The sequence below is a fragment of the Streptococcus salivarius genome (genome assembly GCF_000785515.1).
In the GTDB taxonomy this organism is placed as follows: domain Bacteria; phylum Bacillota; class Bacilli; order Lactobacillales; family Streptococcaceae; genus Streptococcus; species Streptococcus salivarius.
Genome location: NZ_CP009913.1, coordinates 1832724 through 1852394 on the forward strand (window position 1 = coordinate 1832724; position 19671 = coordinate 1852394).

21 protein-coding genes are annotated in these 19671 nt (G+C 40.8%); 3 read left to right on the forward strand and 18 right to left on the reverse strand.

Translation table 11 applies throughout. The features are described 5' to 3' along the window. Positions 1–100: 100 nt before the first annotated feature. Positions 101–1315 carry a pyridoxal phosphate-dependent aminotransferase gene (locus tag SSAL8618_RS08400; RefSeq protein WP_002884715.1) on the reverse strand — a complete coding sequence of 405 codons (1215 nt, stop codon included), beginning with the start codon at positions 1313–1315 and terminating at the stop codon, positions 101–103. Positions 1316–1675: 360 nt separating this feature from the next. Here SSAL8618_RS08400 and SSAL8618_RS08405 point away from each other — a divergent pair, with 360 nt between their 5' ends. Next, positions 1676–2128: a universal stress protein gene (locus SSAL8618_RS08405; protein WP_002884397.1), complete on the forward strand. Its 453-nt coding sequence runs from the start codon at positions 1676–1678 to the stop codon at positions 2126–2128. A gap of 78 nt (positions 2129–2206) precedes the next feature. On the opposite strand, the gene SSAL8618_RS08410 is transcribed toward SSAL8618_RS08405, so the two are convergent. From SSAL8618_RS08410 to SSAL8618_RS08425, 4 genes are all read right to left on the reverse strand, one after another. Continuing rightward, positions 2207–2959 (reverse strand): hypothetical protein, encoded by a 753-nt coding sequence (locus SSAL8618_RS08410; RefSeq protein WP_014634961.1) that lies wholly within the window; start codon positions 2957–2959, stop codon positions 2207–2209. Positions 2960–3028: 69 nt separating this feature from the next. After that, positions 3029–3829, reverse strand: a complete 801-nt coding sequence (pflA, locus tag SSAL8618_RS08415) for a pyruvate formate-lyase-activating protein (RefSeq protein ID WP_002884535.1) — start codon at positions 3827–3829, stop codon at positions 3029–3031. 186 nt (positions 3830–4015) lie between these two features. Then, complete coding sequence (locus SSAL8618_RS08420) at positions 4016–4744, reverse strand: LPXTG cell wall anchor domain-containing protein (RefSeq protein ID WP_022495913.1); 729 nt, start codon at positions 4742–4744, stop codon at positions 4016–4018. A 353-nt stretch (positions 4745–5097) separates the two neighbouring features. Beyond that, entirely contained in the window at positions 5098–6429 is a 1332-nt protein-coding gene (locus tag SSAL8618_RS08425) for a hemolysin family protein (RefSeq protein ID WP_014632682.1), read from the reverse strand. 111 nt (positions 6430–6540) lie between these two features. Between SSAL8618_RS08425 and SSAL8618_RS08430 the strand changes: the two genes are divergently transcribed. Then, positions 6541–7323, forward strand: a complete 783-nt coding sequence (locus SSAL8618_RS08430; protein WP_038676674.1) for an ABC transporter ATP-binding protein — start codon at positions 6541–6543, stop codon at positions 7321–7323. A 58-nt stretch (positions 7324–7381) separates the two neighbouring features. Here the strand turns inward: SSAL8618_RS08430 and SSAL8618_RS08435 are convergent, their stop codons facing one another. Further along, positions 7382–8542, reverse strand: a complete 1161-nt coding sequence (locus SSAL8618_RS08435) for a hypothetical protein (protein ID WP_038676676.1) — start codon at positions 8540–8542, stop codon at positions 7382–7384. 256 nt (positions 8543–8798) lie between these two features. Between SSAL8618_RS08435 and SSAL8618_RS08440 the strand changes: the two genes are divergently transcribed. Continuing rightward, a complete protein-coding gene (locus SSAL8618_RS08440) occupies positions 8799–9119 on the forward strand; it encodes a hypothetical protein (protein ID WP_038676678.1) in 321 nt (106 codons plus the stop codon). A gap of 46 nt (positions 9120–9165) precedes the next feature. Here SSAL8618_RS08440 and SSAL8618_RS08445 read toward each other — a convergent pair whose 3' ends face one another. From SSAL8618_RS08445 to SSAL8618_RS08500, 12 genes are all read right to left on the reverse strand, one after another. After that, positions 9166–11232 (reverse strand): cation:proton antiporter, encoded by a 2067-nt coding sequence (locus SSAL8618_RS08445; RefSeq protein ID WP_038676680.1) that lies wholly within the window; start codon positions 11230–11232, stop codon positions 9166–9168. Positions 11233–11240: 8 nt separating this feature from the next. Continuing rightward, entirely contained in the window at positions 11241–11483 is a 243-nt protein-coding gene (locus SSAL8618_RS08450; protein ID WP_022495909.1) for a hypothetical protein, read from the reverse strand. Then, a complete protein-coding gene (gene mnmM, locus SSAL8618_RS08455; RefSeq protein WP_038676682.1) occupies positions 11480–12028 on the reverse strand; it encodes a tRNA 5-(aminomethyl)-2-thiouridylate-methyltransferase MnmM in 549 nt (182 codons plus the stop codon). Before mnmM ends, SSAL8618_RS08450 begins: the two co-directional genes overlap by 4 nt. After that, the gene (gene mnmL, locus SSAL8618_RS08460) at positions 12025–12969 is read right to left on the reverse strand and encodes a tRNA modification radical SAM protein MnmL/YtqA (RefSeq protein WP_038676684.1); all 945 of its coding nucleotides are present in this window, start codon (positions 12967–12969) and stop codon (positions 12025–12027) included. Before mnmL ends, mnmM begins: the two co-directional genes overlap by 4 nt. A gap of 83 nt (positions 12970–13052) precedes the next feature. Next, positions 13053–14168, reverse strand: coding sequence for a SepM family pheromone-processing serine protease (locus tag SSAL8618_RS08465; protein ID WP_371212477.1), 1116 nt, complete (start codon positions 14166–14168; stop codon positions 13053–13055). Further along, a complete protein-coding gene (coaD, locus tag SSAL8618_RS08470) occupies positions 14107–14604 on the reverse strand; it encodes a pantetheine-phosphate adenylyltransferase (protein WP_038676687.1) in 498 nt (165 codons plus the stop codon). The genes SSAL8618_RS08465 and coaD overlap by 62 nt, the downstream gene beginning before the upstream one ends. Before the next feature lie 32 nt (positions 14605–14636). Further along, positions 14637–15185 (reverse strand): 16S rRNA (guanine(966)-N(2))-methyltransferase RsmD, encoded by a 549-nt coding sequence (gene rsmD, locus SSAL8618_RS08475; RefSeq protein WP_230955163.1) that lies wholly within the window; start codon positions 15183–15185, stop codon positions 14637–14639. 140 nt (positions 15186–15325) lie between these two features. Then, the gene (trxB, locus tag SSAL8618_RS08480; protein WP_255296714.1) at positions 15326–16279 is read right to left on the reverse strand and encodes a thioredoxin-disulfide reductase; all 954 of its coding nucleotides are present in this window, start codon (positions 16277–16279) and stop codon (positions 15326–15328) included. Between the two features lie 32 nt (positions 16280–16311). Further along, the gene (locus tag SSAL8618_RS08485) at positions 16312–16536 is read right to left on the reverse strand and encodes a DUF4059 family protein (RefSeq protein WP_022495904.1); all 225 of its coding nucleotides are present in this window, start codon (positions 16534–16536) and stop codon (positions 16312–16314) included. A 212-nt stretch (positions 16537–16748) separates the two neighbouring features. After that, complete coding sequence (locus SSAL8618_RS08490) at positions 16749–17492, reverse strand: amino acid ABC transporter ATP-binding protein (protein WP_022495903.1); 744 nt, start codon at positions 17490–17492, stop codon at positions 16749–16751. Then, on the reverse strand, positions 17492–18238 hold the full coding sequence (locus tag SSAL8618_RS08495; protein WP_118189357.1) for an amino acid ABC transporter permease: 747 nt from the start codon (positions 18236–18238) through the stop codon (positions 17492–17494). Before SSAL8618_RS08495 ends, SSAL8618_RS08490 begins: the two co-directional genes overlap by 1 nt. 597 nt (positions 18239–18835) lie before the next feature. Next, positions 18836–19666 (reverse strand): transporter substrate-binding domain-containing protein, encoded by an 831-nt coding sequence (locus tag SSAL8618_RS08500; protein ID WP_014634974.1) that lies wholly within the window; start codon positions 19664–19666, stop codon positions 18836–18838. Positions 19667–19671: the final 5 nt, after the last annotated feature.

A 19671-nucleotide genomic window follows, 5' to 3' on the forward strand; every position in this document is an offset into this window, starting at 1 on the left:
TATGGCATTTTTAGGAAAATGTTCGGATTTTGCTCAAATACATCCCCTTTTTAGACACAATAAAAACTGGACAAGCCTTTTTGTCCAGTTTTTCAAGAAATTAACGCTTGTAATATGACAAGACTCGTTCGATTTTGTTACCAAGATCAGCCAACTCTTCCACACGAGGAAGATAGACAATACGGAAGTGATCTGGTTCATTCCAGTTAAAGCCTTTACCTGGAACTAGGAGAACCTTCTCCTTCTTCAAGAGACGAAGACAGAATTCTTCATCATCTTCAATATCATACATGTTTCGGTCAATCTTAGGGAAGATGTAAAGCCCTGCGTCAGGCTTAACAGCTGAAAGGCCTGGAATAGCGTTTACGGTATTCGTGATAAACTCACGTTGTTCATAGATACGACCGCCAGGAATCAAGAGCTCATCCACGGATTGGTAGCCACCAAGTGAAGTCTGAATAACGTGCTGAGAGAGCACATTAGCACAAAGACGCATGTTGGCCAACATATTAAGCCCTTCAATATAGCCTTTGACGTTCTTTTTAGGTCCAGAGAGAACCATCCAACCTACACGGAAACCACAGATACGGTGAGACTTAGAAAGACCATTCATAGACACACAGAAAACATCTGGTGCAAGGCTCGCAATCGCAGTATGCTTTTTACCATCCATAACCAAGCGGTCATAAATCTCATCCGCAAAGATAATCAAATCATTTTGTCGAGCAATATCCACAATCTGTTCAAGGACATCCTTAGGATAGAGTGAACCTGTAGGATTATTAGGATTGATGACTACAATTGCCTTAGTATTTGACGTAATTTTTGATTTGATATCATCAATATCTGGATACCAGTTAGATTTTTCATCACAAACATAGTGTACGGCATTACCGCCTGCTAGACTGACACAAGCTGTCCAAAGAGGATAGTCTGGCATTGGGACCAAGACCTCATCTCCATCATCAAGCAAGGCCTGCATAGACATGGAAATCATTTCTGAGACACCATTACCAATATAAATATCATCAATATCTACATTTGGGAATCCCTTTAGCTGGCAATACTGCATAATCGCCTTACGAGCTGAGAAAATCCCCTTACTATCCGAATACCCTTCACTGTTACGAACATTCATAATTAAATCACGAATGACTTCATCCGGTGCTGTAAAGCCAAATTCCGCAGGATTTCCTGTATTAAGACGAAGAATCTTTTCACCATTGGCAATCATACGGTTGGCTTCATCCAAAACTGGTCCACGAATATCATAGGCAACGTGATCCAACTTTGATGATTTATCAAATGTTTTCATAAGTTAATCCTTTCAAAAGATACTAAAAGTAGATACATCTAGCAGAAAATAAGAAAATTCAACACCTGATGGGGATTTCCACTTTTATTGACACCAACTTTAGGCTTGGCCATTTGGTATCATTTCTGAAGACTTGTCTTCCTCTTTTTTAATTATCATGTTTCTTACGAAGCTAATAACAGATTGTATTATACCTCTTTTTCAAGCAATCTTCAATTTTTAGATAATACTGAAATCTTCACATTACTAAGAGCGTCCTAAAGTAAGCAGTCAAAAAAAAGATTTCAGAAAATCTATAACAACGCTTTCATTTTTTAGATTAAAGGAGTATAATAAAGCTAAAGATAGGAGGTAGAGCTTATGTCTCAACAATATGAACGTATTATGGTAGCTGTCGACGGTTCTTACGAATCAGAACTGGCCTTTATTAAAGGTGTGCACGTTGCAAAACGTAATAATGCTCAGTTACTATTGGTACACGTTATCGATACACGCGCCCTTCAAAGCGTTGCGACTTTCGACTCTTACATCTATGAAAAACTAGAAGACGAAGCTAAAGCTGTTTTGGCTGACTTTGAACGCCAAGCCAGAGAAGCTGGTTTAACCAAGATTCGCAAAGTTATTGAGTTCGGTAATCCTAAGAGCCTCTTGGCTGTTGATATCCCTGATAAGGAAAATGTTGACCTTATTATGGTTGGTGCCACAGGTCTCAATACTTTTGAACGCTTGCTTATTGGTTCATCTTCTGAATACATTCTCCGTCACGCAAAAGTTGACTTGCTCATTGTTCGTGACTCTGAAAAAACACTTTAGTCACCTCTCACAAGCACCTCTGGTGCTTTTCTCATATGAAAAAGAACCGAGATCTTAATCTCAGTTCTTTTTTCTGTTCTATTTTTCTGACTTTGCTGATTCAGACATTACTTCTGACTCTGAAGTTGACTGGCTTTCTTCGGCCAAGTCTTCACTAGCAGATTGACTTGAGGCACCTGCTTGCTCCAAAGCAAGGCTAGTTGAAAGGCTCTCACGTTCTGCTTCCTGACTAAGGCTAGCTTCAACAATCATGAGTTCCTTTTGACGTTCTGTTTCACGAAGATATTCACGTTCTTCAAGTTCTTCCTGACGACGTCTTTCCTGCTCACGTCTTTGGGCTTTTTGACGCTCACGCTTAGCATGACGTTTTTGCGTTTCATCAATCAAGACCTTAGTGTTGTCTTTAATATGCATCCACTTAATAAGACGAACCAAGAGTCTCCATAGGAAGACAATAATTGACTCTGCAAAGAGAAGAATCTCAACCAGAATAACTCCCAACAAGCTCCAAGCCATGAAGAGTGTAATCAATAACTGTGTGAAAATCTTCTTCAAGTCACCCAAATGATTATTGTGAATATTAAGGGTTTCAAGGAAAAGATCTAAAATCCCTTGCAGGAGGTGTGATTTAACAGATTTGTCTCCCTCTAGGCTCAAGTCCGTTTGGACTTCTGCTGGAGTAACAACTGTCAAATCTCCATCTTGGTAGACATCAATACGATCTCCTAATTTTATATCAAAATCAAAAAGCGTGCGATCTATTTTCTTAAGTCGCCCGTCAGGATGACTGAGATAAACAAAGTCATCATCAAATTTTAAAATACGAAACATAATTTACCTACTCTTTATTGCTCCCTAAATAATAGCAAAGTTAAAAAGCTCTTGTCAAGAGCTTCTTTTTCAATCCAAGGTTTTCACACCGATACGATTTTTATACTCTTGATACGTTTCAGTGTGCATGAGAGCTTTGGCATTTTTAACCCGATCTGCAGTTGGTGGTTTGACCCCTTCCAAAGGATATGGAATACCGAGCTCACGCCATTTGAACTCACCCATTGTATGATAGGGAAGAATTTCAAATTTATCAACATTTTTCAAGGTCTTTACAAACTCACCAAGTTTAACCAAGTGTTCGTCAAAGTCTGTCAAACCAGGTACCAAGACATGGCGAATCCAGACTGGAACTTGTTTATCAGACAGATATTGAGCAAATTCCAAAATATTCTTATTAGGTTGACGGGTCACAAACTTGTGTTGTTCGGGATCAATCTCTTTGATGTCAAGTAGGACCAAGTCAGTCACAGCCAAAAGTTTGTCAACGACTTCATGATACTCAGGAGTATTGCGGTAAGCAAACCCACAAGTATCAAGCGTACAATGAATCCCTAGCTTCTTAGCCTCTGTAAAGAGGGCAGTGACAAAATCAATCTGAAGCATGGCCTCACCACCGGATACAGTGATACCACCTTGCTCACCCCAGAAATGACGGAAACGAAGAGCCTCATCTAAGACATCTTCAACTGTACGTTCAACAGCCTTATTTGACTCCATAGCCCAAGTATCTGGGTTATGACAATATTGGCAACGCATCTTACAGCCTTGCATGAAAACAATAAAACGGATACCAGGACCATCTACGGATCCAAAACTTTCGGTTGAATGAACAAGTCCAGTCACCTGACTGTAATCAATTTCTGCCATGGCAGCCTCCTTGAAAACGCTTTTTACATGTTTTTATTATACCTCTTTTATCAGAAACATGCTCCATATCTGCCTGAATTCAGGCAAAGGTTATACTATAATACATCTGAAATTAAGGAATATCTATACTATACCAGAAGAAAAACAAAAAAACTGGAAAAATCCAGTCTTTTATCATCTATATTATTAGGCACGTTTCTTAAGCCCCAAAAAGGCTGCAGCAGCAAGGAAGAATGTTCCTGCCAATGTCAAGATTACTGTTGATGCTTCACCAGTCTTAGGAAGTGTAACTTCCTTACCTTTAGCATCTTTACCAGTCAATGTACCGTCAGCATTCACTTTGAATCCTACCGTTTCAGGAGCGACAACACTTGTTGTACCGTCAGTGTTAGCGATGACAATTTGGCTATTTTGTGTAGACACAATTGTTTGGCCAGCTGCAGTGATAACTGGAGCTGTTGGTGTTACAGTAACAACAGGTTGTCCATTAACATTCACTGCTGGAGTTTCAGGGTTTTGAGGTGCTTCGCTTGTCCCTTTATCAGTTGCTGAAGCTGGGTCTTCTGGTTTCTCAGTTGGTTTATCAGCTGGTTTTGTTGATGAATCAGCTGTTGGAGCCGGTGTCGCAGGTGTTTCTGGAGTTGCTGGTGTTGTTGGCTCAGCTGGTACTTCAGGAACTGTAGGTGTTGGTGTTGTTGGCGTTGCCGCACCTGTGTTTGAATCATTGCTACGAGCCAAGTCACCATCACTTGGGGCTGTTGAAGGACCAGTTGCTGCATGATCTGTCGTTGGTTGTGTAAGAACAGCATCATTTGTCGCAATACCATCGTCCGCAAAAGAAGTTACTGGTACAAAAGCTCCTAGGGTAAGGGTGAGTAAAAGCAAGCCACTATATATAGATTTTTTAGAAGCCATTAAGATTCTCCTTTTTTCATTTATCAGTTAATTTATATTCTACCATAAAAAAGTAATAAAAGACTGTTTTAATTAAAATCTTATTTATTTTTATTCTAAATCTATCAATACACTAAAATATGTTAGAACATCTCCAAAATTATAGTTCTTTTTCTGACAAAGTCTGGCAGTTTTGATAGGTGAAAGAGGCTTTATGACGTACTTTATAGGCATTTTCTAATCTTATTATTTTGATAAGCTGATATTCCAAGATAGATAAGAAAAAGCACTTTCACTCATAATGAGAGAAAGTGCCTAATTAGTAAATAGTCGCTTTTAAGTTCCAATATTTTCTAATAAAAACATGTAGAAAACTATTCTTCTGCCTCTTCTGGAGCTGCCGTGATGATTACCTTAAGTTTGGTTACACGACCATCCTTAACCTTATCATTGATAAATTCGAGGTGTTTGTCCTTGTTGATAACTGAATAGTGTTCCTTGACTTCTTGAGTTGGAATGGCTCCCACACCTGTCAAATAATAACCTGCAATAGTATCAACATCATCACTCTCAAGTTCTGTATCAAAATGTTCATTGAAGTCGTTAAGAGTCATAGCTCCCTCGACAATATAGGTATTCTCACCAATTTCACGAACTTCCACACTAGATTTATCTGTTTCGTCGTCAATCTCACCAACGATTTCTTCCAAAAGGTCCTCGAAGGTAACAAGACCAGCAACGCCACCGTATTCATCAAGCAAGATAGCCATCTGATTATTGGTGTTACGAAAGGCTGCCAAGAGATCATCTACGAAGATAGTCTCAGGAACAAAGAGTGGTTCATTCATGATTCGACGAAGTTTGATATTTTCGAAACCAAGTTCGAAACCTGCTTTAAGAAGGTTTTTGGTATGAATGACACCGATGATCTTATCCTTGTCATCTTCGTAAACAGGAATACGAGAGAAACTTTCCTTGAGAATAGCTTGGATATTTTCTTGAGTATTGTCTTCAATATCAATCATGAAGGCATCTGTACGAGGGACCATAACCTCACGCGCCATCAATTCATCAAGAGAGAATACCCCTTGGAGCATTTCAATTTCTTCAGCCTCAAGTGTATCCTCACTCTTGGTCAACATGTACTCAATCTCATCACGTGTCATCTGCTCATCTGCATCATCAAAGGTCATAGGTGTCAAACGAGACAAAAGATTGGTTGAGGCCGAAAGAATCCAAACAAAGGGACTGACAATCTTACCTGTAACAATAATGACAGGTGCCGAGTAGATGGCTAGATTTTCCTTGAGATTCATAGCGATACGTTTTGGATAAAGTTCCCCAAAAACGATAGAGATATAGGTCAAGACAACCAAAGAAATCATGCTACCCGCTGTCTTAGCCCAAGCCGCATGACCAAACCAAGTCGCTATCACTGCACCTAGTGACGCAGAGAGACTGGCCCCCTGTAAGAGGCTAATAAAGGTAATACCAACCTGGATAGTTGATAGGAAGTTGTTTGGATTTTCAAGAACCTTGAGTAGGCGAATAAATTTCTTATCGCCTTCTTCTGCCTTTTGCTCTACACGTGAGCGGTTAAGTGATACGAGAGCCATCTCAGATGCTGAGAAAAAGGCTGTAAGCAAGGTTAAAATTAGTAGTAAAATAGATTGAAATAATAAGGACTGACCACTAGAGTCTTCCATTTTTTCTTCTCCTCTAAAAAAAAATTCTGACTTTTATTATACCATAATTTCCCAATAAAGATGTCTATTTTATGCTATAATTAGAGTAATTTATCATCAAAGGAGAGACTTATGTCACTTATACGATTAGAAAATGTCAGTTTAGCCCGTCAAGGAAAAACACTCTTGTCTGACCTTAACTGGACAGTTGAAAAAGGACAAACCTGGGCTATCCTAGGACTTAACGGTGCTGGCAAATCAACCATCCTACGTTTATTGACGGCTGAATTTTTCCCTTCTGAGGGTCAGGCTGAGATTCTAGGCTACACTTTTGGTAATGGGGATATCACAGGTCTTCGTCAACACATTGGCATTGTCAGCTCCTTTATCACTGAGCGTTTGCCTCAACACATGACCGCTGAAAAAATCGTTCTTACAGGTAAGTACAAAAGCTCAATCCTCTATAAAGCTTATGGAGACAAAGAGCTACAAGAAGCCAAGGATATGCTAACTTCACTTGGTGCTGGAGATTTGATTGGTCGTAAATACCGTGGTCTCTCTCAGGGAGAAAAGCAAATCTGTTTAATTGCTCGTAGTCTGATGGAAGATCCCGATATCATTATCCTTGACGAAGCAACTGTTGGCTTGGATCTCTTTGCCCGCGAAAAGCTCTTACGTCAGATTGACCGTATCACCTCACTTCCTCACGCACCACTGGTCCTTTACGTCACCCACCATGCTGAAGAAATCACTGAAAAGATGGACCACATCCTCCTACTCCGTCAAGGAAAAATCGTGGCACAGGGACCAAAAAATGATATCATCACACCGGAAGTTTTAGCTGACTTCTACCAAAATCCTGTTCAAATTATTCCAATTGATGACCATCGTTTTTACATTAACCCTCTTCTATAAAAATCGCTCAAAGACACAAGTCCCCCAGACATTATCTGGGGGACTTGTTCTTTTATCACTACTCCTCTTTTATTTTCGATACACCATACAAAATTAAGGCTGGAACGATAAGTTGTTCTATAGAACCATATGAAACAATGAATAGCCCAGCAACTACATATAGACGGTTTTTGTTAGCCGTGCTTATAGCTCTTGGAAGCATCATAGTAGGAATTATGATTAATGGAGTCATAAGAATGAGTTGTATAAACCAATCAAGACCTGCTAAGGGATTAGGGTCGTTTGTAGGATAGTAAAAGACAGAAGTTAAATTAATAACTAGATTCCTAAGCGCTAAAATAAAAGCAGTCCAAAGCCAAGGGGAATGAAGACTTAGAGGATTGAGTTGTCTCTGGCTCTCCGCATAATCATAAATCTTACGCTTTTCAATGACTGGTTTAGTCTTTTTCTCCACCAACAGATTATCTTTCCTAACCTCAAACCCATACTTCTGCTGCCATTTTTCAACGAGTGTGGAAGTGTTGCCGTTTGTGCGATAGACAAGATAAGATGAAACTACTAGGAGAAAAAGAGAGACATCAGTAATGATATGGTCAACCAAGAAACCATAAACCAATTCAAGTAAACTAATGACTACGATAAGGATTGAAGAGATTCTTAATTTCTTTCGATTTATTTCAGTCATTAATGTAAGGAACAAAAATATACTTGCACACTCTAGAACAGGATACAGTATGTAAAAAATACCACTAATATCTTTTGTAGTAATCTTTACGTAGTGTGTAGCCCACATTACAGCAATCATTCCTAAGCCAAGAAGAGGAACAGAGGACTGCCAAGCTGACGGGCTTTTAAAGGAGGCTAAGAGCATCGGAAGTTCTGTCTTCTTCATCATAATGACGAGCCAAATTAGGCAAATAACAGTTAAAACTGGTGAAACCAACCAGGGTTTAAAAATGGAAGCCGGTACTATAAAATAGGTAACTAGCTGACAAATATGGAAGGCAAACACAGCTAAGATGCCCTCAACTTTCCGCTTGTCCTTCATAAACCTAAAAACAAACCATATTAAAATAGCTTGCTGTGGAAGTTGAGAACTTAGTAAGGATACAGAATTGAGCGTTTCATACTCAAAATGCAAACCATAAGACCTAAGCATAGAAAGAGCCAATAATACTTCAAAAAAGATAAGTATATAAAAATGAATTTTTCTAGACATACAACCACCCCGCCTTTCATTTAATCTTAGAGAAAACATCTTTCAACACCATTATACTCTTTTTTGTGTAAGCGTTTTATTTATATGGTAAAATATTTTCACTTTTCTTTACTTGATCATAAGACGCTCTTTTTTGACCGAATAGACTCTAGAATGAACCACATAGACATATGATATTGTCTGCGAGGTAGCCTTTTGATAACTTAGTAGGTGTTAAAGCAAAAAAACTTTCAAACAAAGAAAACGAGGTAGAAACATGACTAAAGTAATAGGTTTTGGATTAATCGCTACAGCAATAACAGTTATCACTTACAGTATTCTCGGCTTCCCCAAAATGGAGGTGTCGCTTTGGCCACTATTTCCTGTTGTTCTATTTGCCTTCTTTGCAATAGAAAATCTTATCAAAAAAGACTATAAATCTAGCCTCATGAGTACTTTGATTGGTTTAATGATTGCTAATGCAATCTATGACATACTCCCTATCTCAAATGGTATTCTGATTGTAGCAGGAATCCTAACATGCCTAGGACTAGGCTTTCTTTTTCCAAACCATGAGACGGAAAAAAAGAGACATTAAAAAAAAGCCAAGGAAATTTGGCTTTTTTGTGTTATAAATTCTTTGCTTAAGCTCGACCTCGAGCAAGATTAATCATATCATAGGTTAAAGTATTGCTAGTTTCTTTAAGAGAGTAATCCTCCAAAGTATTGACTTCCTTACGAAGCTGCTTGGCATAACGGCTAGAGATCAGTTCGGCCTGCTCATACTCGTTAATAACCTTGCGTTCCAAATAATAACCACGCAACATTTCATCGATATTGTCTGGATTGAGGTGGGTGATAACCCGCTCTACAAAGGCTCCTGATTGGATAATTTCAGCTTCCTGAAGACGACTACGTTTCATATAAGACAAGAGGTCTGAGTGGTAGACACCTTCCAAGTTACTTAAGGCTTCCAAAATTTGCTCCGTATTTGTCAAATATACCTCAGCTATATGGTCACGATTCTCCTCTGTCAAACGAGTAACACGCAGAATTTCATCATGATCAAGGCTAAACCTAAAGGTTAAAACCAAGTGTAAGAGTCGACGAAGACCACGCACAAAGACAACGAAGGCATAAGAAAGACTAGAAACAAAGCCACGGTTGATACGACGCTCCAACCCCTTGATATAACGTTGATAAAGGTTATATTCGAGTTCAGAAATCTTGCCCTTCTTGTAGGCATATTCTAGACCTTCACTCTCGATTTCCATAATCATGACACGGATATTAGCCAACTCTTCTTTGACATTATTGGATTCCTGCTCCAAGATTAGATTTTCCAAGCGTTGGTTATAATTGTCAATAGTCGCATAGATAGCCCCTTGATGTTTAGACTGCTTGAGGTCCTTCTCTAGCTCTCCAACAACATCATTGAGAATGGCAATCTGCATATAATGGTTGGTCGTGTGAGCTGGTCCAGTGGCTAACTTAGGTAGGACTAAGATACCAGTTAAGAAACTCAATAAGGTTACACCCGCTACTGTAAAGAGCAAGAGACTATGTTCCAGAGCAGTCATATTGGCAACCGGAAGCAAAAGAATGGTTGCAATCGAAACTGTTCCTTTGACACCAGAAAAGGTTAAAAGAGTAGCACTCTTCCAGATTTTCTTCAATGGTCGTTTGGTCCGCCAAGATCTTTGGGCAAAAACTGCACTAATCATAACAAAGCGAATGCCAAACATAGTCGCTGTTAAGAGGACGATAGCAAGAAGCATCCAGAGATTATCGTAGGTACTACTACGTAGCACTGGAGCTGCCAAGCTCGGCAGTTCCGTACCCAAGAGGAAAAAGACCATGCCATTAAGCATAAAGGTAATGGTTCCCCAAATCGTATGGGAAACATTATCCAGCTTGGCATCAAAAACGGTGATTTTTTTGAAACGACTGGCAAGCGAGATCCCTGCTACTACCACAGCAATAATTCCAGAAGCATGAATTTCCTCAGCGACAAAGTAAGAAGAAATCGGTAATACTAACTCTAGTAAGAGGGCACCTGTAACATCTGCAGCATCCATATTGTCCAAAATGGTCAAAAAGAGGCGATTAAATAAGGCTGTAATCAAGCCAACTAAAAAACCACCAAGCACAGAAATAAGCAAATTCCAGCTCGCACCAAGTAGGGAGAAGGCACCTGTCGTCAAAGCAGTCACTGCCACCTGAAAGGCAACCAAGCCAGAGGCATCGTTTAGAAGACCTTCCCCCTGCAAAATGTAGCTAATCCACTTTGGAAAACTGAAACGTTTAGAAATAGCTGAATAGGCTACTAAATCCGTTGGCCCAAGAGCCGCCCCAATGGCTAGGCAGGCAGACAAAGGCACAGCAGCAGGCAAGACGGCCTTAGCAAGATAACCGATTCCTAGCGTCGAGACAAAGATCACTGGAAATATCAAAAATAGAATCAACTTCCAGTTGCGTAAAATACTAGTAATATCACTCTCTCCACCTTCACGAAACAGCAAGGGAGCAATAATAAACGCTAGAAAAAGTTCTGTTTCAAGCTCAAAAGCTTTCCCTTTAAAAAGTAAACCGATACCCACTCCAAAAATAATTTGAATCAAGGGTAAGGGCAGACGAGGGAAAACACGATTGATAACATTCGATAGTATCAAGCTAAAAAGAAGAACAAGCAAAGCTAATGATAAATGCATAGCTCCTCCTACCCTTCCTTATGGCAACAATTTGAGAATAATTCTTTTTGCTTACTAATCTTTTTATCAATAGCAGTCACGTCTTCCTTGGCCAAAAGTTTATGACAACGTTCGACCTCAAGACTAGCTAGTTTCTTCTTAATTTTAGCTGTTTTACGATTATCGACCTTCTTCAAAGTGTCCTCATCGCCCTGTTTATCTATATATTTGGCCTGCATATTTGCAAGTTTTTCTTTAATATCTGTAATCATTGTAATTTCTCCAACATCACCAAAAATGGTGGGGTATTAATTTGATTGAGGGGTTGGTAAAGCATGGCTGTAAAATCACGCTGATCTAAACCGATAACGTACTCAAGCACAGCATCCTTCTCCATATCGCCACCATTATGACCGTAGTAAATCATAATAGCCAAGCGACCACCAACCTCTAAGCGGTCAAGAATCTTCTCAATGGCCTCAAGAGTCGTGTGGGGCTTAGTGATGACACTCTTGTCTGCAGATGGCAGATAGCCCAAATTGAAAATAGCCGCTCGAATAGGCTCCGTAACATAACGATCAAGATTTTCATGACCATCTAAAATGAGTTCTGCATTTTCAATTTCCAAGTCTAACAAGCGTTGACGAGTCTTTTCAAGTGCCTGCTCCTGCACGTCAAAGGCATAAACCTTTTTAGCAAGACCAGCCAGAAAGGCTGTATCGTTCCCATTTCCCATGGTTGCATCAACAGCGACACTCTCATCGTCCAGCACTTCTGCTAAAAAGTCATGAGACAGATGAATCGGACGTTTAATCATGCTTTTTCCTCCTTCTTGCTAGCTACTTTGCATCCTTGCCATGAGTCGCGACGTTCCATCTCTTTGTCAATGGCATTGAGGACCTCCCACTTGTTGAGACTCCACATAGGACCAATCAACATATCTCGTGGCGCATCACCAGTGATACGATGAATGACGATATCCTGAGGGATAATTTCCAATTGGTCACAGATGATGGACACATACTCTTCCTGATTCAGCAATTTAAGACGCCCCTCGTGGTAGTCTCTTTGCATACGCGTATTGGTCATCAGGTGGAGGAGGTGGAGTTTAATCCCCTGAATGTCATTATCCGTCACACAACGGCGAACATTTTCCACCATCATCTCGTGGGTTTCCCCTGGCAGCCCATTAATCAGATGCGACACAATCTCAGCCTTTGGCGCACGCTCACGCACACGCTTAACCGTCTCCACATAGAGATCATAGCTGTGTGCTCGGTTAATGAGCTCTGACGTTTCTTCATAAGTCGTCTGCAAGCCAAGTTCGACGGTCACATGCATACGTTCTGTGAGTTCTGCCAGATAATCAATCACATCGTCTGGCAAACAGTCTGGGCGGGTACCGATATTGATGCCAACAACACCAGGCTCATTGATAGCCTGTTCGTAGCGGTCCTTGATAACTTCAAGCGGCGCGTGGGTATTGGTAAAATTTTGAAAATAAACCAGATATTTTTGAACTTCTGGCCACTTGCGGTGCATGAAGTCAATCTCATGGTAAAACTGCTCACGAATCGGTGCCTCAGGTGCTACAATAGCATCCCCAGACCCCGATACCGTACAAAAGGTACAGCCACCGTGGGCCACTGTGCCATCACGATTGGGACAATCAAAACCCGCATCAATTGGTAGTTTGAAAATCTTTTCGCCAAAAATCTCACGATAGTAATCATTGACTGTTCTATAACGTTTTTTCATAAAGACTATTATAACACTTTGACCTAAAAAAGAGAGTAAGACTCAGACAAAAATCATGGATTTCTGCCTGTCCTACTCTCTTCTTATTTAGTCTTTTTCAAATAATCAATAGCTTCTTGAGCTGTTTTAACAGGGACGATTTTCATCTTGGTTCCCAGTTTCTTAGCAGCTTCCTTGGCCTCTTGATAGTTAGTCTTGGCATCCGGATCAGCCTTTTTCATTTCCTTGGTTACTGGATTATTTGGTACAAAGAAAATGTCTGCACCACTATCAGCCGCTGATTTCACCTTAAGGTAGGCACCACCGATATCACCAACAGAGCCATCCTTTTCAATAGTCCCTGTTCCAGCAATCTTTCGGCCAGCCTTGAGGTCTTGACCAGACACCTGATCGTAAATTGCCAGAGTAAACATAAGACCCGCACTGGGCCCTCCGACACCATCAAGTTTAAACTTCACATCCTCAGGGCTCTTGACCTCGGTATGATCCGTCAAACCAATACCGATACCATTTTTACCATTGGCAATCTTAATGATTTTACCAGTGGCAGTCTTTTCTTTGTCATCTGTTGTATAAGTGACCTTGACCTTTGAACCAAGCTTAAGTCCTTGAACGTATTTGATCAAGTCAGTAGAATTATCAAAGCTCTTGCCATTGACAGCAGTCACTGTATCCGCAATATTGAGGACACCCTTAAAGCTAGAATCATCAGCCACTTGAAGCACATAGACACCCATATACTCCAAGCTAGCCTCCTTACCAGCCAGAGTCAAACCCTGATAAATCGCTTGATTTTGCGAAGTCTCCATATAAAATTGATTGATTCGCATGAAATCTTCATCAGAGTAATTTCCAGTTGCCTCCTCAGCTGTTTGAAGCTTTGCAAAGTCATTAAGCTGAGCATAGAGCATGAGGGCCAAAGTCGCCTTGGTTTGAGCCACCGCCACAAAATTATAGGATCCCTTTGAATCATCAGCTTTCTTATCTACAGTCAAGACTTCTTTAGTATCAAAAGCACCACCCGGAAGCTCAACATAATAATTATTAAGCGGGAAAAAGAGGGCAAACAGGAGGAAAAGTATCGTAAAAATACTTAATAACCACCACTTGATGCGCCAAAGTTTCCCTAATATCGATTTAGATGCGTTCTCTTTTGCCACGCTTGGCCTCCACTTCCTTAACAACTGCTTGAGGAACATAGGAACTAATATCCCCCTCAAAATAAATCAACTCACGCACACGACTCGAGGACACTGGTGTCACCTCATGACTAGCAATCAAATAAACCGTTTCAATTTCAGGTGCCAGCCCCTTATTGAAATAGTCCATATTGGCCTCATAGTCAAAATCTGTCGTATTACGAAGGCCTCGGACCAAATAAGTCACCCCAAGATTTCTGGCGATATCTACAGCCAGACTATCGTGAGCCGTTATAACCTTGACATTGGGAAGATCTGCCACGACCTCTTCCAAGATACGCTTGCGAGTCTCCACATCCCAGAAGCCCTGCTTATTTTTATTATAAAAGAGACCGATATAAAGCTCATCAAAGAGCTTGCTGGCTCTGGCAATAATATCCACATGCCCATTGGTAATCGGATCAAAAGACCCCGTAAACATAGCAATCTTTGTCATAGCATTCCTTTCTACAACTTCCCTATCAAAGGCTAACGCACGTATACGGTCACCTTACTGATACCATAGGTTTTCTGTTTCCAAATCCCAAAGTTTGAAATTTCTTCAGGCAGGTCCACAGCCTTATCCGTCTCACAAACCAACATAACTTCCTCAGCCAAGAGCCCTTGCTCTTCTAACTGAGTAATATTGGCCACAATCTGCTCTTTGGCATAAGGCGGATCTAGAAGCACCAAGTCAAACTGACCTGTCAATTGTGTCAGCGCACGCGCCGCATCCATCTTCAAAAGCTGGAACTGCTTCTCACTCTTGGTCATCTTGATATTTTCCTGGATAACAGCCTGTGCCCGACGGTCTTTTTCCACGAGGACAGCAGACGACATGCCACGACTGATAGCCTCAATAGCCAGACTACCGCTCCCAGAGAAAAGATCCAAAACACGCCCTCCATCAAAGAAAGGACCAATCATATTGAAAATGGCACCCTTGACCTTGTCCGTTGTTGGACGAGTCGTTTTGCCTTCTAACGTTTTAAGCGGACGCCCGCCAAATTCACCTGCTACAACACGCAAGTCGGTCACCTCGTTTTTACTGATTTTTAGTAAGACTTTTCTATTATACCAAAAAACACACATAGATGTTGGTCCAAAGGGGACTAGACAAGCTTAAGACCTTCAAAAGAACACAAAAAACTCGAGATTTCCTCGAGTTTCTATTCATTTTACTTATCACCAAGTGCAGTCACGTAGTTATAAGCTTCAATACCAGCTGTGGCACCATCACCTACGGCTGTGGTGATTTGGCGAAGATCTTTCTGACGGACATCCCCAATAGCAAAGATACCAGGAATACGTGTCGCCATCTTATCATCTGTAATCACCCAACCGTCCTGGTCAGTGATATCGAGACCAGTCAAGTAATCTGAAACAGGATCAAGTCCAACATAAACAAAGACACCGCCAAATTCGTGGTTAGTCACCTCACCAGTTTTAACATTCTTGATATCAACACTGCGAACCTTGATGTCATCACCCTTGATTTCTTCAACGACTGAGTCCCAGATAAACTTGACTTTCTCATTGGCGAAGGCACGGTCTTGAAGAACCTTTTGAGCACGCAATTCATCACGACGGTGAACAATGGTCACGCTATTGGCAAAGCGTGTCAAATAAATTCCTTCTTCAACGGCAGAGTCTCCACCACCAACGACCAAGAGGTCTTGATTACGGAAGAAGGCACCATCACAGACCGCACAGTAAGATACCCCACGGCTGTTGTACTCTTCTTCGCCAGCAACACCAATGTGGCGATGTTTGGCACCAGTCGCAATGATAACTGTCTTGGTTTGGTACTCTTCATCACCAGTTTTGACAACTTTATAGTCACCCTTGTCTTCGATACCAGACACGATACCATAAAGATTTTCAACGCCCAATTTTTCCAAGGGTTCGAACATCTTCATTGACAATTCTGGACCAGAAATACTTTCAAAACCAGGGTAATTTTCAATATCAGACGTGTTATTCATCTGTCCACCAGGAGCACCTTGCTCCAAAGTTGCCACTTTAAGGTTGGCACGTGCTGCATAGAGTGCTGCAGTCATCCCCGCAGGACCAGCTCCAATAACAATTGTATCGTACATGAGTAACTCCTTATATGATTTTCTTGTAGAGATATCTTACACCTAATGTGCCAACAAAGCTAGAATTATGCATTCAGCACGATAAGAATCGCCATAAAAGCAAATGCCAAAACGGGAATCGAAACCATCGACATCATAATAGCATCATAGAGGGCACCTTGACGCTCCTTAACAGTTTTGTCTGCACGACGTAAGGCACGCCATCCAAGCCAAATGGCACCAATCACCAAGCACATAAAGAAAGCAATCACAAGGCCTAAGAGGTAAAATTTAAAAATATTTAATAACATAAAACATCCTAAAGTGAGAAATAGAAAAGGCTGAGATAACATTCTCCAACCTCTGAATTCGACTAGTAATAACTGCGCGATGCAGTATCTGACTTGACACTTAGTCACCTTTGAGGTTTTCAAAAGCTCCTAATCATCCTAGTGGGAGTTTAACTATGGACTAAAATGTAGCCCCATCCCATTACCTTTTCTATTGTAACAAAAATCCCATCTTAAAGATATTGTTTTGAATAAGAAGCGAAAAATTCTTTTGTTCGTTCTTCTTTCGGATGGTTAAAGATTTCATCAGGTGTTCCTTGTTCAAGGATATGCCCTTTTTCAAGGAAGAGTACCTTGTCAGCCACTTGATAAACAAAGTTCATGTCGTGACTGACCAAAATCATGGTTTGACCTGACTTAGCTGCATCAGCGATTGATTTTTCAACCTCACCAACCAACTCAGGGTCAAGGGCAGATGTTGGTTCGTCAAGCAAGAGCACATCTGGCTTCATAGCAAGGGCACGGGCCAAGGCCACACGTTGCTTTTGACCACCTGACAAGTGACGTGGGTAGTGATTTTCGCGATTTGAAAGTCCAACCTTAGCAAGCTCTTCTTTGGCAATCTTAGTAGCTTCTTCGTCAGAAAGTTTCTTAACAATCTTAAGACCTTCCTTAACATTATCCAAGGCTGTACGACGTTCAAAGAGGTTGAACTGTTGGAAAACCATGGCCAACTTACGGCGAAGCGTAAGAATTTGTTCTTTAGTGATAGTCTTGAAGTCTACTTTAAAATCATCAATGGTAATAGTGCCAGAATCAGGTTGTTCCAAATAGTTCAAGCTACGAAGGATAGTTGACTTACCTGCACCAGAGGCACCGACAAGCGCTACAACTTCACCTTTTTTAATATCGAAGTTAATGCCATCAAGAACCTTTTGGCCTGAAAATTCCTTGGTCAAATTTTTGATGCTAATCATTAGCGGTCCCCTCCAATTCCAGAAATGTCAGTCGCTTCAGGCGCCTTAATAGCCATATGATTTTCAACCGAACGACCAATATACTCAATCAAGATTGAGATTACCCAGTATACAAGGGCTACTGAGATATAACGTTCAAAGTAACGGTAGTCAGCACCACCCAAGATTTGAGCCTGTGCATACATTTCAACGATACCCGCACTAAAGGCAAGTGATGTTCCCTTAGTCAAACCAATCAAACTGTTAATCAAACTTGGTGTCGCAATAACAGCGGCATTTGGAATAATAACACGACGGTAAACCTGTGCCGATGTCATCCCAAGAGAACGGGCTGCTTCGATTTCCCCCGCATCAACAGCTTGAATTGCTGCACGAATGGTTTCACTCATGTAGGCTGCTTCGTTAAAGGCAAAGGCTGTAATGGCAAAGATAGCTGGTGGAATCTCATTAATGTTCCAATCTAAACCAAACTCACCATTCAAGTAACGAAGGAAGAGTGGAATACCATAGTAAGTCAACATGAGTTGTACAAGGATTGGTGTCCCACGTAAGAAGCTTACAAAAACTGCTTGAATCGGATAAAGGATACGTACTCGATTGATCTTAACGACCGCAAAGACAAGGGCCAAAATCAAACCGAAGAAAGCACCTGCAATGGTCAAGCCCAAAGTTAAAGGCAAGCGTTCCACAATCTTAGGAACAGCATCGAAGACTGCCTTCCATGAGAAGAGTTTACCAGCTGGCATCCAAGATGAAATCCACTTGAAGACAATCGTAACCAGTTGCAAAATATAACCCCAAAGAATTTCTACTAGCCAAGACAAGGGAATGGCTAAAGTAACTGCTACTGCCAAACCAACCAAACCCATGATAACTTGGAGATACCAAGGTGACCGATTAAATGCTTCTATACTCTTTTTCACAATGTCGCCCTTTCTTTCTAAAAAAGTAGGTTAGCCTAGTGCTAACCGTCCAATTATCTTATCATAAATTCTATAGTATTCATTTTAGCACGACTCAGAAAGTCTGTGAAATAGTCTTTTCTTATCATAGTGATAAGAAAATCGTATCACTGATAGCAATACCTTATTAAGACTAAGAAGATTTGAACTAATTCCTTATTTCACGAACAAAGTGAGCATAAACCGAGGCTTTCCGACGTGAGAAAAACACCTGAAACTTTAAAGTTTCAGGTGTTCGGAAGTTTTGAGACCTTAGGCTCAAAACTTAGTCATGGAGCTTCGACGAAGGTCGCTGACGTCCGTCATCACCTCAGGAAAGCCTCAAAAGAAAGCTTTGTGTTCAATTCAAAGCTGAGACAGCAGTCTCAACTTTTAACAGTCTTATTTCAAATCACTGACGTAATCGCCACCGAAGTATTCCTTGCTGAGTTTGGCAAGGGTTCCATCCTTCTTAAGCTCTTTGATACGCTTATTAACAAAGGCCTTGAGTTCCTTACCTTGCTTATCATTTGAGAATAGAAGATATTCAAGACCATCAGTCTTCATACCAATATCGTCTTTAATCTTGTTTACAGCTAGCTTATAGCCTTGATCTTTGACAATGTACTCAGACGAAATGGCATCGTAAAGGATAAAATCAATTTTTCCTTCTTGAATGTGTTGAATACGTGTTGAAAGACCCGTTGAGCTAGAAGCATAGTTGATAGTAATTGGTGTCTTGTCCGCATTGGCATGGTTCCAATTTTCAAGCAACTGAGCATAATTAGAGCCAGGAAGCACCTCTGTCGTCTTACCAGACAAATCATCTAGGCTGGTAAACTTGGTACCCTCAGCACTAGTGATGGCATAGTTAGAACGTGAAATCGGATCTGAGAAACCATATTTCTGAGCACGTTCTTCATTGTAGTTGAAGTCGTTAGCCGCAATCTGATAACGTCCAGAATCCACCCCTGTCAAGATGGAATCAAAAGGTGTCGTCACAAACTTGACCTCATACTTGTCCGAATCCTTGAAAATAGCCTTGACCAAATCAATATCATAACCCTTGAAGTCGTCGCCTTTTTTGAAAGTGAAAGGCGCCGTATCAGAGTCTGTCGCAACAGTAATCGTCTGCTTTTCACCAGATGCCTTACTGTCACTCTTGTTCCCACAAGCAGCCAAAGTCAAAACCGACAAGCCAAGAATCCCTAAACCTGTAAGCCATTTTTTCATATCTA

What these genes read in the sequence shown, in the direction of transcription:
- SSAL8618_RS08430 (WP_038676674.1), top strand. Translation starts at nt 6,541, where the DNA reads ATGTCACTTATACGATTAGAAAATGTCAGTTTAGCCCGTCAAGGAAAA.
- SSAL8618_RS08450 (WP_022495909.1), bottom strand. Translation starts at nt 11,483, where the DNA reads ATGATTACAGATATTAAAGAAAAACTTGCAAATATGCAGGCCAAATAT.
- SSAL8618_RS08485 (WP_022495904.1), bottom strand. Translation starts at nt 16,536, where the DNA reads ATGTTATTAAATATTTTTAAATTTTACCTCTTAGGCCTTGTGATTGCT.
- SSAL8618_RS08490 (WP_022495903.1), bottom strand. Translation starts at nt 17,492, where the DNA reads ATGATTAGCATCAAAAATTTGACCAAGGAATTTTCAGGCCAAAAGGTT.
- SSAL8618_RS08440 (WP_038676678.1), top strand. Translation starts at nt 8,799, where the DNA reads ATGACTAAAGTAATAGGTTTTGGATTAATCGCTACAGCAATAACAGTT.
- SSAL8618_RS08500 (WP_014634974.1), bottom strand. Translation starts at nt 19,666, where the DNA reads ATGAAAAAATGGCTTACAGGTTTAGGGATTCTTGGCTTGTCGGTTTTG.
- SSAL8618_RS08465 (WP_371212477.1), bottom strand. Translation starts at nt 14,168, where the DNA reads ATGTTCCTCAAGCAGTTGTTAAGGAAGTGGAGGCCAAGCGTGGCAAAA.
- coaD (WP_038676687.1), bottom strand. Translation starts at nt 14,604, where the DNA reads ATGACAAAGATTGCTATGTTTACGGGGTCTTTTGATCCGATTACCAAT.
- pflA (WP_002884535.1), bottom strand. Translation starts at nt 3,829, where the DNA reads ATGGCAGAAATTGATTACAGTCAGGTGACTGGACTTGTTCATTCAACC.
- SSAL8618_RS08445 (WP_038676680.1), bottom strand. Translation starts at nt 11,232, where the DNA reads ATGCATTTATCATTAGCTTTGCTTGTTCTTCTTTTTAGCTTGATACTA.
- mnmM (WP_038676682.1), bottom strand. Translation starts at nt 12,028, where the DNA reads ATGATTAAACGTCCGATTCATCTGTCTCATGACTTTTTAGCAGAAGTG.
- SSAL8618_RS08435 (WP_038676676.1), bottom strand. Translation starts at nt 8,542, where the DNA reads ATGTCTAGAAAAATTCATTTTTATATACTTATCTTTTTTGAAGTATTA.
- SSAL8618_RS08420 (WP_022495913.1), bottom strand. Translation starts at nt 4,744, where the DNA reads ATGGCTTCTAAAAAATCTATATATAGTGGCTTGCTTTTACTCACCCTT.
- SSAL8618_RS08400 (WP_002884715.1), bottom strand. Translation starts at nt 1,315, where the DNA reads ATGAAAACATTTGATAAATCATCAAAGTTGGATCACGTTGCCTATGAT.
- SSAL8618_RS08405 (WP_002884397.1), top strand. Translation starts at nt 1,676, where the DNA reads ATGTCTCAACAATATGAACGTATTATGGTAGCTGTCGACGGTTCTTAC.
- SSAL8618_RS08495 (WP_118189357.1), bottom strand. Translation starts at nt 18,238, where the DNA reads ATGCCAGCTGGTAAACTCTTCTCATGGAAGGCAGTCTTCGATGCTGTT.
- SSAL8618_RS08425 (WP_014632682.1), bottom strand. Translation starts at nt 6,429, where the DNA reads ATGGAAGACTCTAGTGGTCAGTCCTTATTATTTCAATCTATTTTACTA.
- mnmL (WP_038676684.1), bottom strand. Translation starts at nt 12,969, where the DNA reads ATGAAAAAACGTTATAGAACAGTCAATGATTACTATCGTGAGATTTTT.
- SSAL8618_RS08410 (WP_014634961.1), bottom strand. Translation starts at nt 2,959, where the DNA reads ATGTTTCGTATTTTAAAATTTGATGATGACTTTGTTTATCTCAGTCAT.